Source organism: Calothrix sp. PCC 7507, assembly GCF_000316575.1.
In the GTDB taxonomy this organism is placed as follows: Bacteria; Cyanobacteriota; Cyanobacteriia; order Cyanobacteriales; family Nostocaceae; genus Fortiea.
This window is the reverse complement of the sequence record NC_019682.1, coordinates 6,149,953-6,164,305: the sequence shown is the minus strand read 5'-3', so window position 1 is coordinate 6,164,305 and position 14,353 is coordinate 6,149,953. Positions and strand designations below refer to the sequence as shown.

The window sequence follows — 14,353 nt, the reverse complement described above, 5'->3', positions numbered from 1 at the left end:
TGTTCAAAAATCAAAATGGACTGCTATATCAGTTATCAGTCAACACTCAACCGTCAACAACATCACCCAAAATCCCAAATGGAATGAGCCGTTTTTTTATCGCCCTCTTACCACCGCAGCACATTCAAAACCATGCCAACCAAATTAAGCGGTATTTTGCAGAGCAGTATGCTAGTTATGGGGCACAAAAATCTCCGCCCCATGTGACTCTACAACCACCCTTTGAATGGCTAGATACAGACGTACCGCTGTTAGAAGCATCTTTGCGGACATTCGCCAGTGAGCAGAACTCAATACCAATAACACTTAGTGGTTATGGCGCTTTTGCCCCGCGCGTCGTTTATATTGATGTGGTGAAGACTCCAGCGCTGTTGACTTTGCAGGCTGATTTAATGGCGCATTTAGCAAGTAATTTGGGAATTGTGGACAAGGTTTCTCAAACTCGCCCCTTTACGCCTCACATGACGGTAGCATTTCGCGATTTAACCAAGCAGAACTTTCAAGCAGCTTGGCCGGAGTTTGCTAATCGTCAGTTATATTTTGAGTTTATTGCTGAAAATTTAACGCTGCTACTACACGACGGTAAGCGCTGGAATATTAAATCGGAGTTTGGTTTTTTAGCTGGTCGTTAGATTACCGCTAATAGTATCGTAAAAATAACCAGCGATCGCCAAACATTATTAAACAATTCAGTAATGAACAGCATCTTTACCCCGGAAGAAATTACTGCCCTCTCTGCCGAAATTGACCGCCAGTTAACAGAACTGCGCCATGCCCCAGATTCAGAGCAAAAACAAGGAGAGGATAAAATCTCAGATGAAAAATTGCTGGTAAAACAAACCGCAGCAATTACAAAACTTACACAAGAAAACTCTAAGAGTTTTTTGCAGAAATTTGGACGAGCCGCCAAAAGTGATTTATGCGAAGAAGGGGGAATGCTGAATAAGCAGTGGAAGAAATGGGGGGATTTGGATAATAAGGATGCTGTGGAACGCTTGGGTGCGGTGTTGGTAACGATGGGTTTTTCTGGGGATGTGTTATCTCCTTTAGTTGTTGCACTGACGGTGACTATTATTCATATTGGGTTGAAAGCTTTTTGTGAAGATTATTCTTCGGAAGTGGATAATAAATGAATTTTGTCTCACGCAGAGGCGCAGGTGTAGGTTGGGTTGAACGGAGTGAAACCCAACATCAGTATCGGTGTTAGGTTTCGTTACTGAATGTGAAACCACGCTAAACCCATAGCCCGCCTCCGAATGAATTCGGAGTCTAATAGCAAAAGTAAGCTAAAGCTAACTAAAAATTATCATTTATCCCCAGTTTACTTTAGTAAACTTTGCCTATGAGCCTTGAAATTCATTCCAAGGTGGGTAGGTAAGCCTTGCAATCAGCCATCTGTGACTTAAGTTGACACCAATGGGCAAGGTATTGGCAATACGTGTCAACTTAATGTGAAACCACGCCAAACCCATCGTCCGCCTCCGAATGAATTCGGAGTCTAATAGCAAAAGTAAGCTAAAGCTAACTAAAAATTATCATTTATCCCCAGTTTACTTTAGTAAACTTTGCCTATTAGCCTTGGAATTCATTCCAAGGCGGGTAGGTAAGCCTTGCAATAAGCCATCTGTGGCTTAAGTTATCGGTTGAGTCCACACAGTCTTAAGGGCACGGCAGTGCCGATGCCCCTACAGGTGACAATATAATTTTGTCTGGCATCCAACACCACAAGCGCTATTTTTGACTTGGTATTAGATTCTTGATGGTGCGTTGCGCTGCGCGACAACACACCCTACATTTACTGCGAATTACGAATTACGAATTACGAATTACGAATTATTTAATAACGCTTCAAGGGATTGAGGGTCAGCAATACCCCGCAGGATAGCGGAGATAATCATAGAATGTTGCAAATTTAACGGCTCGCACAGTATATTCTCATCTCGCTCGCCGGCTAAGATACGACGGATGGCAGCAACGAGATTTTGCCCACCTTCTGCAACATTCTCCATCTTAACTTCTAGCTGTTCCCTGATTTTTGCATTATCCACAGCAGCTACTACCCCTGCAATCAACTGCCCATATTGCCGCAACTCATACTGTGTGCCCGCAAACGCCGCTTTTGCTTGCCTTGCTTGGCGACGATATTCTTTAGCTTGGGTGGTGTCGCTTTGCTTGTCGGTAATCATAGCCAAGATTTCATAGATTTTCCAAATCTCAGCCGCAGCCAGGTCTAAGGTTTTATTGATGGCTAATGCTTCTTCTGCCAATTGTCGGGCTTCGCTGAGGCGGTGGGGTTGGTTTTGTAGTATGAGAGCGAGGTTACTTAATATTTGAGATGCACTTGCTTGATTTTCTAATTTTTGATCTTGCTTCAAAGCCTTGCGATACCAAGCCTCTGCCTCTCCCAGGTTGCCAACAGATAAATTGAGGCTGCCTAATTGTTGCCAAGTCCTTGCTGCATCTGCCAGATTTCCTAGAGATTCTTGAATTTGTGCTGATCTTCGGTAGGCATCTTCCGCAGCGTCCCACTGCTTGCCTTTTTCGTACACTATACCCAGTTGATGCCAAACCGTGGCTTCTTGTGCTGGTTCGTTGAGTTGCTGGAAAGTAGTCAGTCCTTCTCGGTAACGCTGTTGTGCTTCTGGGAGGTTGCCTTGCAGCATAGCTAGTGTGCCAAGTTTAAAATTTGATACCGCAGCCCCGCGAAGGTCTCCAACTTCTTTTTTAATCGCTAATCCTGCTTCATAAGCAATGCGTGCCTCACCATAATCTCCCATAGTCCTCAGCGCATCTGCCAAGTCAGTCTGCAACATTTCCATCAGTTGCTTCACATTATTAGACTGTTCCAACTGCTGCGCCACTGCCAACCCCTGGTGGTAGATTTGTGCTGCTTGTGCTGTTTGTCTTTGGTCTGCAAAGCACCGCCCCAGGTTACCCAAAGTAACACAGCGTTTATAACTTGGTTGCTCACCCAACTCTGCCAGTATCTCACTAAACACCTGCGCTGCTTGTTGATAGCGACCAGCATTGTATAATTGCTCGCCTGAACTAATACGGGTGAGAAACCATGTATCGGAACCCACTTCCCCAGTTAACTCAGCAATCCGTTGATTTAGTCTAGTACGATCGCGGTTAAGTCCAAAGTAGCCAAGAAACAAGTTTACTTGATTAACAAACTCTACTGCCCATTCTGCACCTGCATCCAACGCTCTATCAACTGCATAAAGTAAATTTGGTAATTCCTGTTGAGCAATGGCACGAACTCCACGAGTATTTTTTCTATCTTCAAAATACAAATAGTCAGAAACTTCATAATACAACTCTTGATAACGGGCAAGCAGTTCTGTCTGTACTTCTGGAGATAAGCGCGGCCACAAGGCAGGGGCTAAGGTGGGGTGAAATTTGAGAAAAGGCCCATGAACTTGAATTAAACCAGTGGCTTCTAAGGCTGGGCGTAAAGTTTGCCACTGTGACTGAGAAATTTCTGTAATTTTCAGCAAGTTACTTTCTAACGCCCCGCCCTGAAACACGCCTAAGCGAGGCAACAACTGCATTGCTTCAGCATCCAACCGTTCCAAAGATAAATTCAACGATGCCAATAGGGGATTATCTGGTGTTTGGGCAATCAAAGTTTCTAAGCGTTGTCCCAACTCTGCCGGACGGCGACTTTCCAACTGTTTCGCTAACAAACCAATGGATAGGGGATGAAAATCCACCAGTTTAAATAATTCCAACAATACTTCGCGTTTAGGTGGGTCAAATTTGGGTGCTAGCGGCAGTTTAATCAAACTTTGGAAATACGCTAGGGCATCTTCTTGTCCCAAACCTCGCAAAGGTAAGGAGATATGTTTGCGACTGCCTTGTGTGGGATAATCAGGATGGTGAAAATCTGGTGTGCGAGTTGTGAGTAACACCCGGCATTCCCCAACCTCAGACCACTGTTTTGCTACGGTTAACAGTTCCCGCAGAGGTTCGGCTGGCAAGGTTTCTAAGTTATCTAAAATCAGCAATGTGGCTTGCTTACGCAACGCCTGAGTTGCCGCCGCCCCATCAATTAAACTCTCGTCTAATACTGTCGCCAGGGTGCTAACTGCCCAGCCTACAGCATCCACACCCTGAAAGGCAGCATAATTAACAAAACAAACTTTCTCAAACATCCCCGTGCGATGTAACCAGCGTCCTGCTTCCTGGACAAGATAGGTTTTTCCCTGTCCACCAAAACCCGATACGGTGAGGCGGCGCGTTCCCTGCACAAACCATCTTTCTATCTGCCACAATTCCCGGCTACGACCGAAGAATCCAGCTTCTTGTAAATCCGGCAAGTTTCCCCATTTTGGTGTCTCGCCGCTTTCTTGGTTGTTCAAGTCTGGCTGCAATAATGGGGTATCACCAGCCACTTGATACAAGGCAGGTAAAAACCAATCTTGCAATTTTAACTGTACTCGTTGCTCACCCCGTTGCCGTTCTCCCCGTTGTTGGTTGAGATACAAGTCTCGCCGCGCATTATCTAATGCTTCACCCATACCTGCACCAGATACTAAACCCTGATAAAATTTAGCAAACAGTTGATGGGCTGTTGTCACTAATACCGAATAAGTCATTGCCAAGACTGCGGGAATACCTGCATGGGTTAACCTAGCGGCTACACTACCCATTGCATCCTCTCCATCTTCGCCACCCATCGCCGCCGACTGACAGGCAGACAAAACAATTAACCCCACTTTTTGCCGATTCAGCATATCACCCAAGGTTTCGGCAGTAATCAGGGCTTTTTTCCCTTCTTTATCCTCAAATAACAAATAACCTATATTGCCGCCTTTCTCATTTCCGCCTTTAGTTATTCCCACCGGGTCGCTATGTTTAGCCTGTTCCTGGAAACGCCCATCTAAATCAAATACCCCATGACCGTCAAAATGCACAATATCAACGGGGGGTTGGCGGGAGTCTTCTAGCCGCGCTACTAAATTATCCAAGGTGGCTGGACGCAAAAACTCTACCTCAACTCTTCCGGCTGCTTCTAGTTGAATGGCGTTCAAAACTGCTATTGCTTCACCACGGGGGTCAATAAATCCCGCATCACTGGGACGACTAACGACAAACAATAACCGCAAACGGTCTTTGACTTGCACTTTAAACGGTCTGCGTCCACCCCCTGCACCAGCCAAGCGGCGACGAATCGAAATGCGGGGATTTTCGTGAAATAAATAAGTACCTTCTGGGTCGCGTAACAATTCCCAAGGCAATGATAAAATTGCTGGATGACTAGCGCTGATTGTTAATAAGCGTCCTGGTTGATTTTCATCTTGAAAATAATTAAACAGCCGTTGAGCAGCCCGATGTTGAAAAACCGCATTAAATAAGTCTTCGCCCCATTGCCGGAATTTTTTTGCTATCCCTTCCGCCCGTGTATCATCTACATCCGTGGTGTAACGTGCCGCATAAGTTTCTAAGTACCAGCGAATCTCTTCTCTGTCTGCTGCACTTAGAGGTGAGGCAAAATCCAGCCTATCAGTTTCTTGGTCGTCAAATTTGACAACGACTTGATTATTCTCTGAGAAGCGCAGATTTAATTCCATAGCCAACCGTTGGGAATTTGGGTGTGGAGGGTTATTTGAGAGAATACAAGCTATTGAGCGAAAATTCCAGAAAAAGGCTAGGCGATTCGCCTACGCAGCTATAAAAGACCTCTTGCATAAATCAAAAATAAAGAACCCCACCCCGCATTTGCTGACGCAAACGCTCCCCTCCCCAAGGCATCGGCTACGGTGTACACACAAATACTATCTGAAAGGGTTTCAAGCGTTATAGACCCCTTAAATTGTCATTACGAGTGGAGCGTTCGCGTCTCGTAGAGAAGTAATACCAATTTAAAAAAAGAATGCAACAGATGGGTAGGGGCACGGCTTCCATAGACTTTCGGGAAAATCGATAGTTTATGGGTGCCGTGCCCGTACGAAGAATGTATGTGTTGCAAACATTATTTGAATTGGTATAATTGCGGCGTTGCATAAATGCGGGATGAATTGAGACTTTTGGACAAAGCAGAATATTGATTCTTTGCGTCTACCCTTCGGGAACGACTTCTCTGCGAGACGCTGCGCGAACGTCGAATGCGCCTACCCTGCGGGAAGCCGCTCCGCGTCTATGCGTGAGACAAAAATCATCCCATTAATCAGCAACGCCCAAGACTTGTGTGTACACCGTAGCCAAGGCATCGAGGGTTGGGGGTGGGGTGTTAGGGGCTTTTGCAAGAAGTCTAAAAATTGCGATCGCATCAGTTAACATCACGACATTAAGTCTTAAGATGGCGACATTAAGCCTTAAGATGGCGACATTAAGCCTTAAGATGGCGACATTAAGCCTTAAGATGGCGACATTAAGCCTTTAGATGACGATGTTAAGCCTTTAGATGGCGACATTAAGCCTTTAGATGGCGACATTAAGCCTTTAGATGACGATGTTAAGCCTTTAGATTAAAGCAATAATGAAGAAAATAAGATTTATATGAAGTTCAAATATATCATCTTGAACAAATCAGCATAATTACTCGTCTTGCTTAAAAAACTTATTATAAAAAATACAATCAATTGTGATTTTTGCTGATTCAAAATCCATCTTAATTAAGCCAAACTAGCTTTAGAAGTTTTTTGAAAAAGTAAATTTATGACTCGCCAAAGACGGAAATCCCGCGTTCTCGAAAAAGCTGAGTTTAGAGTCGCTGCATTAAATGTGATTGATCCAAACCTCAATTTTGATGACAACTGTAATTTGCAAAACTTGACTCAAACAATTCAGGAGTTTCGCACCGCGCTTGATGCTTATAATGCTGCTTTAACTATGCTTGATTCTTCTAAAACCAAAGTTGATGAGATGGAGAAAATCCTCAGCAGTCTTTCGGACAAGATGCTGACGGGAGTAGGTTTCAAGTATGGTAGAAACAGCAACGAATATGAGCTAGCGGGTGGTGTCCGTGAAAGTGAACGTATTCGTAAAAGCAGATTGACTCGCTTAAAAACTACTACAGGACAAGTAGCAGATAAGAATGCTCAATCTGCTTAGTGGTTCAGATACCCGACTTCGTCGAGTTTGAGAAGCCGGGTATCTCAAAGTTCAGTGCGATCGCATCATTTTTTTCAGCGTGGGAGTATTATCGTAAGCAACATACTAGTCACGCATATATGAAAAATCCCATTACTCATCAAACTGCTTTATTATTTACATGCTCTCTACTGTTCATAGCCTGTAGTACAAGTACCAATTCTCGTACAGAATTCGCAGGTGCATCTGACGCTATTCCTATAGGTATTGCCTTTGCTCAAACCAGTAATGTAGCATTACTTGGTCAAGAGGGAACTGATGGCGTAAAAATTGCCCAAAAATATTTCAACGATAAAGGAGGTATCAACGGTAAACCGATTAAGTTGATATTTCAAGATACAGGCGGCGATGAAGTTGGAGCCATTAATGCTTTTCAAACTTTAATTAATCAAAGTAAAGTTGTAGGCATTATTGGCCCTACTCTATCGCAACAAGCTTTTAGCACTGATCCTATTGCAGAACGTCATCAAGTTCCAGTTATCGGAGCATCAAATACTGCTAAAGGTATTCCTGAAATTGGTGATTATGTGGCGCGTGTTTCTTCATCTGTGACTGTTGTCGCTCCTTATGCTGTGAAAGCTGCTCTCAAGCAAAATCCTCAAATTAAAAAAGTAGCTGTATTCTACGCTCAAAATGATGCTTTCAATAAATCAGAAACAGAAATATTTCAGAAAACAGTTAAGGATTTAAACTTAAATTTAGTCACAGTCCAAAAGTTCCAAACTACAGATACTGACTTTCAAACTCAAGCCAGCAACGCGATTAATTCAAAAGCTGATTTAGCGATTATCTCCGGTTTAGCTGTAGATGGAGGTAATTTAGTTAAGCAACTACGAGAACTTGGTTATAAAGGTATAATTATTGGTGGTAATGGATTCAATACATCGCATATATTTTCTGTATGCAGAGCGCTTTGTGATGGCGTGATTATTGCTCAAGCTTACAGTCCTGAATATCCCAACGCCATTAACAAGGCATTTCGTCAAGCCTACATGGCACAATATCATCGAGAACCACCCCAAGTTAGCGCCCAAGCTTTTGCCGCATTACAGGTATATGTAGAAGCTCTGCAATCTTTAGATAAAAAAAGCAAAATTAATAAATTAACCCTGCCACAGCTGCGTACAGAATTAAATCAGGAGCTATTAAAAGGGAAATACCAAACTCCTCTTGGTGAAATTGCTTTCACACCAGTAGGTGATGTGATTCAAAAAGAGTTTTATGTTGCACGGCTCAAAATGGCAGCCGACGGTATCAATGGTAAGTTCAGTTATCAGTGAACAGTTATCAGTTATCAGTTACTTGAAGCGAGGGGTGCATCCCAGTTTTTATTTTTTCGATGAAATAAAAATTTAACATGTCATTGCTTTGGCAATGACGGAAGATTGTTATATTTTGCACTCATTGGGATGCTCCCTTTTCGCTATGTTTATCTGTAGTTAATAAACTCTTTCTGTATCTCACTCAAATGAGAAAATTTATAACTGATAACTGTTCACTGTTTACTGTTTACTGATTTAATAGTCGCTATTCCATGTATGCCTAATGATGTAATTACACCTCCCAATAGTCCCCAAGTGCCATCAGCAAATACATTGATGCGATGAATAAAGGTGCGATGATAGTTGTACTCTAGCTGTCTGTCGCTGACTTTTCCTTCCTGTACCAGCTTTTCTACATACTTTTCAGATTTTCCCAGTGCATCATAATCCAAATTAAACCAATAGAGGGATACTCCCACTACCGCTAAACCTGGAAACACCAATGTAATCAAGAGAATTGCTATGCGTGTTTTCATAATTTGTCAGCAGATAAATCTGTTCAATACTGACATAGTAGGGATCTTCGTGTTGCAATTTGGCAGACAAAATTTACACCTAGAACACCGCAACGCAAATTTTGGTGTTAGATGTCCCTAAGTTTTGGGAACAATGCTGTTTATGCTTGCAATCTCTTGGCTGAATATAACAGCATGAAAGCGCTATTTCTGCAACACTGGAAATTTTGGTTATGTTTGTTGATACTTTGCTGTATTCTGGTCTGGCTACCAGCACATGCAGCATCAATTGATAGTCTGCGACAGCAGCAGCAACAAGTTAAACAGCAGCGTCAGGATGTGGTGAAGGAACGCGATCGCCTAACTAATCTGCATCATGCAGCTCAAAATCGCCTGACTGGTTTAAAACAAAATATCACAACCACTAACAGTCAAATTCAAGATAGCGAGTTGCGATTACGACTGGCTACTAAACGTCTCCAGCAGTTAGAGGTTAATTTAGCGCAGGCGGAAAGTGTTTATGAACAACGCCAAGTAGCAACTGTGGCTAGGTTGCGGTTTTTGCAGCGATCGCCTGCTTCGCAAGGATGGGGTGTTTTGCTGCAAAGCCAAGACATCAGCGACTTTATCAGCCGTCGTCATCAGCTGAGGTTAGTTTATCAGACAGACCAGCAAATTTTGGCAAAACTCAACGCCCAAGCCAAGCGAATTAATAAACAAAAAACCGCAGTCGCACAGCAAAAAAACGAAATTGCCTTGATTCGTCAGGAATTACTGGCACAAAAATCTGATTATCAAGCGCAAGCGCAATCACAGTCAGATTTGATTCTCCGTCTGAATAGCGATCGCCTATCCTTAGAAGCAGCGCAAAACCAGTTAGAGAGAGATTCTAAAAATTTAGAAATCCTCATTCAACAAAAGGTAGCAGCAGCACAGGCAAAAACCAACAGTCGGACAAACATGATTCTCGGAACTGGGATGCTAGCATTTCCCAGCGATGCACCTACAAGTAGTCCCTTTGGTTGGCGGATGCATCCAGTTCTTGGTTATCGCCGCTTTCACGCTGGGTTAGATTTTGCCGCTAGCTATGGCAGTACAATTCGAGCAGCGGATTCCGGAACAGTGATTTATGCTGGGTGGTATGGTGGCTATGGCAAGGCTGTAATTATCGACCACGGACAAGGAATAACTACACTATATGGACATACCAGCGAGTTGTTTGTTTCCGAAGGACAAGGAGTGCAAAGAGGACAAGCGATCGCTGCAGTCGGTTCCACAGGTTTATCTACCGGGCCTCACCTCCACTTTGAAGTCCGGCGCAACGGCACACCCATCAACCCCGCCGATTATCTTTAGCATTTTTATGCTATAATCTATCAGGACGAGGGCGCGTAGCTCAGTGGATAGAGCAACAGATTCCGGTTCTGTGGGTCGGGGGTTCAAATCCCTCCGCGCTCGTTATTTCCAAATAATTTTGCTTTACCAAGGGTTAACTAAATGTTAACCCTTGGTGTTTTATCCTAGCCATGACTCAGTTATTGCACATAGCAGATTGGGCACACCAGTTATCAAACGTTGGAGTTACCTGTAACACCCCAACGAGTAGAAGCTGACTTTAAACACAAATCAGGGATTTTCCAGAGAATGACGGTTAACCACCATAAACAGAGGTGTTTTTCTCGTTTTCTGTAACCTATTCCCAGCACTCATCTAAACATCAAGAATTTAGGTACTTGTCTTATGTTAAGTCCTGTAGTTACACTCAGCATCTTTCAAAAACAGCCAAATCCTCAAGTATTTTCCGCAGGTCAAGTTATTTTTGCAGAAGGAGAACCTGGCGAATTTATATATGGAATTCTGGAAGGAGAGGTTGACGTATTAGTCAATGGGAAAGTAGTAGAAGCAATCGAAACTGGGGAAGTTTTTGGTGCTGGTGTACTTGTAGGAGTAAAAAATAGAACCTATACAGCTGTTGCTAAGACTGATACTAAGCTAGCTTTTCTTGATGAAGAAACATTTCTCTTTGCTGTTCAAGAAACACCCGTATTTGCTCTTAAGGTAATGAAAAGTTACTCAGAACGTCTCAGTCGCGTTGAACGTGAACTCGCAAGCCTCTCAGTCTAACGCTCTTCTATGACTCTGTAAAAATAAAAATCAGTGTAGGTTGGGTGGAACGAAGTGAAACCCAACAAAACCAAGGCCTCTGAATGTTGGTAGACCCTGCCTTAAGCCACATCCAGCGTCTACGTTCCTCAACCCAACCTACACAACTCAGGTAAAGTAAGTCGGTACAATAAAACCAAACTATGTGAGTAAAAGTAAACAAGTCTAAAACCCTCTTCCCTCCAGTCTTCTGTCTCCTCTCTCCTGCCTGCTCCCAATGATAATTATTTACGCCAATCTACTAAAATTGAAATAAATAGCAGATAAATCCTATGAACAAAATATCAGTAAAAACCCTCTACGAGCAAGATTTTGCTCTCTGGATTGTAGATACTGTCAGTAAACTAAAAGCAGAGGAATTTAATCAAGTTGATTGGGATAATTTGATTGAGGAAATTGAATCCTTGGGAAAGAAAGATAAGCGAGAGTTGAAAAATCGCCTCACCACTTTATTTGAACATGCTTTAAAACTTCAATATGTTCCTCTGCCAGATTTTTATCGTGGCTGGGAAGTGACAATCAAAAGAACCCAATCGCAGTTGAGAGATATTCTAAAAGATTCTCCTAGTTTACAGAATTATTTACTAGAAATTTACACCGATTGCTATCAAGAAGCTCTAGAAAATGTGCAGATTGAATATGATGCTCCTTTTCCTGACATTTGCCATTTTTCAAGTGATATAGACAGTTTATTAACAAAAAAAAATTTGCAGTAATTAATAAAAATAAGCGAGGCGGGAATGACAGCAGAGTCACAACAAAAACGGGTAGTAGTTGTAGGTGCTGGTTGGGCTGGTTTGGGAGCAACCTACCACTTAGCCAAACAAGGGTATGATGTGACACTGCTAGAAGCAGGTTCCTATCCCGGTGGATTAGTCGCAGGCTGGAAAACAGCCGCAGGAAAATCTGTAGAAGCAGGTATTCATGGCTTCTGGTATCCTTACAGAAATATTTTTTCCCTGATCAATGAATTAGAAATTAATCCTTTCACAACTTGGACTCGTTCTGCTCAATATTCCCCCGCAGGATTGGAAGTTGAATCCCCAATATTTCAAGATTTACCACGACTCCCGGCACCTCTGGGCACATTTCTCTACACTCAATTTCAGCGATTGCCATTAATTGACCGTCTTAGTGCCTTACCTTTACTTTATGCCGTCGTTGATTTCGACAATTCTGATGCAGCTTGGCGACGTTATGACTTGCTCACCGCCCGTGAATTGTTCAAAGATTTTGCTGTTTCTGCAAGGCTATATAAAGATGCTTTTGAACCCATGTTATTGGTGGGTTTATTTGCCCCTGGAGAACAATGTTCAGCCGCCGCCACGTTAGGAATGCTCTACTTTTTTATTCTGGCTCACCAACATGATTTTGATGTAGTTTGGTGTCGGGGAACTGTGGGGGAAAAGATATTTTCTCCTTGGGTAGAACAGATTGAAAAGGCTGGTGCAACAGTGCTATCAAAACGCCGTGTCACTGACCTAATTGTTGATAGTAATAATCGAGCGACGGGTGTTGTCTGCGGTGATGAAGTGTTTGCAGCCGATGCTGTAATTTTTGCCGTGGGTATCACAGGTATGAAAAAAATTGTCTCTTCTAGTCCTAGCTTACAAAGCCGTGAAGAATTCCGCAATTTGCATAATTTGGGAGCCATTGATGTTTTAGCAACGCGGCTATGGTTTGACCGTAAAATTGACATTCCTCGTCCTTCTAATGCTTGCTTTGGATTTGATGCTACAACGGGATGGACATTTTTTGATTTGAATGCTTTGCATGATGAATATAAAGATGAACCAGGTACAGTGATTGAGGCTGATTTTTATCACGCCAATCAATTTCTCAATCTGAGTGATGTAGAAATTGTCTCGATAGTCCAGGGTTATTTAGCAACTTGTGTACCAGCATTTCAATCAGCAAAAGTTATTGATAGCAGTGTGATTCGTTTACCACAGGCAGTAACACACTTTGCCCCTGGTAGCTATCGACATATGTTGCCTGCTAAAACAAGTTTTGAGAATGTATTTATGAGTGGAGATTGGATAGTCAATCGTCACGGTTCTTGGTCACAAGAAAAGGCTTATGTTACAGGTTTAGAGGCGGCTAATTTAGTAGTTTCTGCTTTAGGAAGAGGTCAATTAGCAGAAATTTTATCTGTTGAGGAAGATGAAGCACATATACAAGTAGCGAGAACTATTAACCGAACTATGCGACATTTAGGTAAATCTATCTTGCCTGATTTTTGGCTACCATAATTATTTACTAAGACCACAATAAGAGCATCTCATTGAAAGCGGAGGGAAACTCTAACCCCACTTCGACCCTTCGACTGGTGGTTGGTGGAAGGGTTGTCATTGATTTAACGCAGATTTAGCTAAACTATATTATGCGCCTTTATGATTTCGGTGAGGTAACACGATGGTGATCGCAGCCAACAATCTTGCTCTACCAGATCACACCCAGCTACCAGATTCTGATGGTACTTTTGTGAAAAATTTTCAGGAACATCCGCAAAGTATTCTCTTGACCGATTCCATTCTGCCACGGTTACAAGAAATTCATCCTGATGGATATTATTGCATTGGTCAAGATTCCGGCATATACTGGCGGCTCACAGATCCACCAGAAAAAGGTGCAGAAGCACCAGATTGGTTTTATGTACCTAATGTTCCCCCAACTCTCAATGGTCAATTCCGACGTTCTTATGTCTTTTGGCAAGAATTGATTGCGCCATTGATTGTTTTAGAATTTGTGTCAGGAAATGGTGAGGAAGAACGGGATAAAACTCCCTACAAAGGGAAATTCTGGATTTATGAAAATATTATCCGTCCACCTTATTATGGTATTTACGAAGTCAAAAAATCGTCCGTGGAAGTCTATCAATTGATTACTAATCATTACGAAAAAATGCTTCCTAATAGTAGAGGACGTTATTTAATTGAGCCTATGGGTGTGGAGTTGGGGATTTGGCAAGGTCATTTTATGTTCAATACAGAAGTGCCTTGGTTGCGGTGGTGGGATGAACAAGGTAATTTACTCCTAACTGGAGATGAGCGTGCGGAAGCTGAACGCCAACGTGCGGAAGCTGAACGCCAACGTGCGGAAGCTGAACGCCAACGTGCGGAAACTGAACGCCAACGTGCGGACACGGTAGAACAAGAAAATGAGTCTTTGCGTGAACGTTTGCGTGCCTTGGGTGTCGATCCTGATACCGTGGGTTAGCGTATGGTAGGAGGTTGCAAGTAATTGGTGATGATTACTTGCGATCGCTAAAGCTGTAGAAATAGTAAACAGCAAGCGATCGCATTAGCCAAAATC

The 14,353-nt window shown here is 42.8% G+C and carries 11 protein-coding genes and 1 tRNA gene; 10 read left to right on the top strand and 2 right to left on the bottom strand.

The window, feature by feature from the left end:
- The first annotated feature begins 83 nt into the window (after positions 1-83).
- A complete protein-coding gene (locus CAL7507_RS26395) occupies positions 84-632 on the top strand; it encodes a 2'-5' RNA ligase family protein (protein WP_015131549.1) in 549 nt (182 codons plus the stop codon).
- A gap of 63 nt (positions 633-695) precedes the next feature.
- The gene (locus CAL7507_RS26390; RefSeq protein ID WP_015131548.1) at positions 696-1,133 is read left to right on the top strand and encodes a hypothetical protein; all 438 of its coding nucleotides are present in this window, start codon (positions 696-698) and stop codon (positions 1,131-1,133) included.
- Between the two features lie 693 nt (positions 1,134-1,826).
- On the opposite strand, the gene CAL7507_RS26385 is transcribed toward CAL7507_RS26390, so the two are convergent.
- A complete protein-coding gene (locus CAL7507_RS26385) occupies positions 1,827-5,576 on the bottom strand; it encodes a CHAT domain-containing protein (RefSeq protein ID WP_015131546.1) in 3,750 nt (1,249 codons plus the stop codon).
- Between the two features lie 1,087 nt (positions 5,577-6,663).
- Here CAL7507_RS26385 and CAL7507_RS26380 point away from each other — a divergent pair.
- Both CAL7507_RS26380 and CAL7507_RS26375 read left to right on the top strand, forming a co-directional pair.
- Positions 6,664-7,059: a hypothetical protein gene (locus CAL7507_RS26380; RefSeq protein WP_015131545.1), complete on the top strand. Its 396-nt coding sequence runs from the start codon at positions 6,664-6,666 to the stop codon at positions 7,057-7,059.
- 119 nt (positions 7,060-7,178) lie between these two features.
- Positions 7,179-8,378, top strand: coding sequence for an ABC transporter substrate-binding protein (locus CAL7507_RS26375; RefSeq protein WP_015131544.1), 1,200 nt, complete (start codon positions 7,179-7,181; stop codon positions 8,376-8,378).
- A gap of 215 nt (positions 8,379-8,593) precedes the next feature.
- Here the strand turns inward: CAL7507_RS26375 and CAL7507_RS26370 are convergent, their stop codons facing one another.
- Positions 8,594-8,896 carry a hypothetical protein gene (locus CAL7507_RS26370; protein WP_015131543.1) on the bottom strand — a complete coding sequence of 101 codons (303 nt, stop codon included), beginning with the start codon at positions 8,894-8,896 and terminating at the stop codon, positions 8,594-8,596.
- 174 nt (positions 8,897-9,070) lie between these two features.
- On the opposite strand from CAL7507_RS26370, the gene CAL7507_RS26365 reads away from it, so the two are divergent.
- The 6 genes from CAL7507_RS26365 (at position 9,071) to CAL7507_RS26340 (ending at position 14,257) form a co-directional block, all read left to right on the top strand.
- Positions 9,071-10,231 carry a murein hydrolase activator EnvC gene (locus CAL7507_RS26365; RefSeq protein WP_042342533.1) on the top strand — a complete coding sequence of 387 codons (1,161 nt, stop codon included), beginning with the start codon at positions 9,071-9,073 and terminating at the stop codon, positions 10,229-10,231.
- Positions 10,232-10,260: 29 nt separating this feature from the next.
- Positions 10,261-10,333, top strand: a tRNA-Arg gene (locus CAL7507_RS26360).
- A gap of 282 nt (positions 10,334-10,615) precedes the next feature.
- Entirely contained in the window at positions 10,616-10,999 is a 384-nt protein-coding gene (locus CAL7507_RS26355; RefSeq protein ID WP_015131541.1) for a Crp/Fnr family transcriptional regulator, read from the top strand.
- A 311-nt stretch (positions 11,000-11,310) separates the two neighbouring features.
- Positions 11,311-11,754, top strand: a complete 444-nt coding sequence (locus CAL7507_RS26350) for a DUF29 domain-containing protein (RefSeq protein ID WP_015131540.1) — start codon at positions 11,311-11,313, stop codon at positions 11,752-11,754.
- Between the two features lie 24 nt (positions 11,755-11,778).
- Positions 11,779-13,290 carry an FAD-dependent oxidoreductase gene (locus CAL7507_RS26345; RefSeq protein WP_015131539.1) on the top strand — a complete coding sequence of 504 codons (1,512 nt, stop codon included), beginning with the start codon at positions 11,779-11,781 and terminating at the stop codon, positions 13,288-13,290.
- Between the two features lie 163 nt (positions 13,291-13,453).
- Positions 13,454-14,257, top strand: a complete 804-nt coding sequence (locus CAL7507_RS26340) for a Uma2 family endonuclease (protein WP_015131538.1) — start codon at positions 13,454-13,456, stop codon at positions 14,255-14,257.
- The last annotated feature ends 96 nt before the right edge of the window (positions 14,258-14,353 follow it).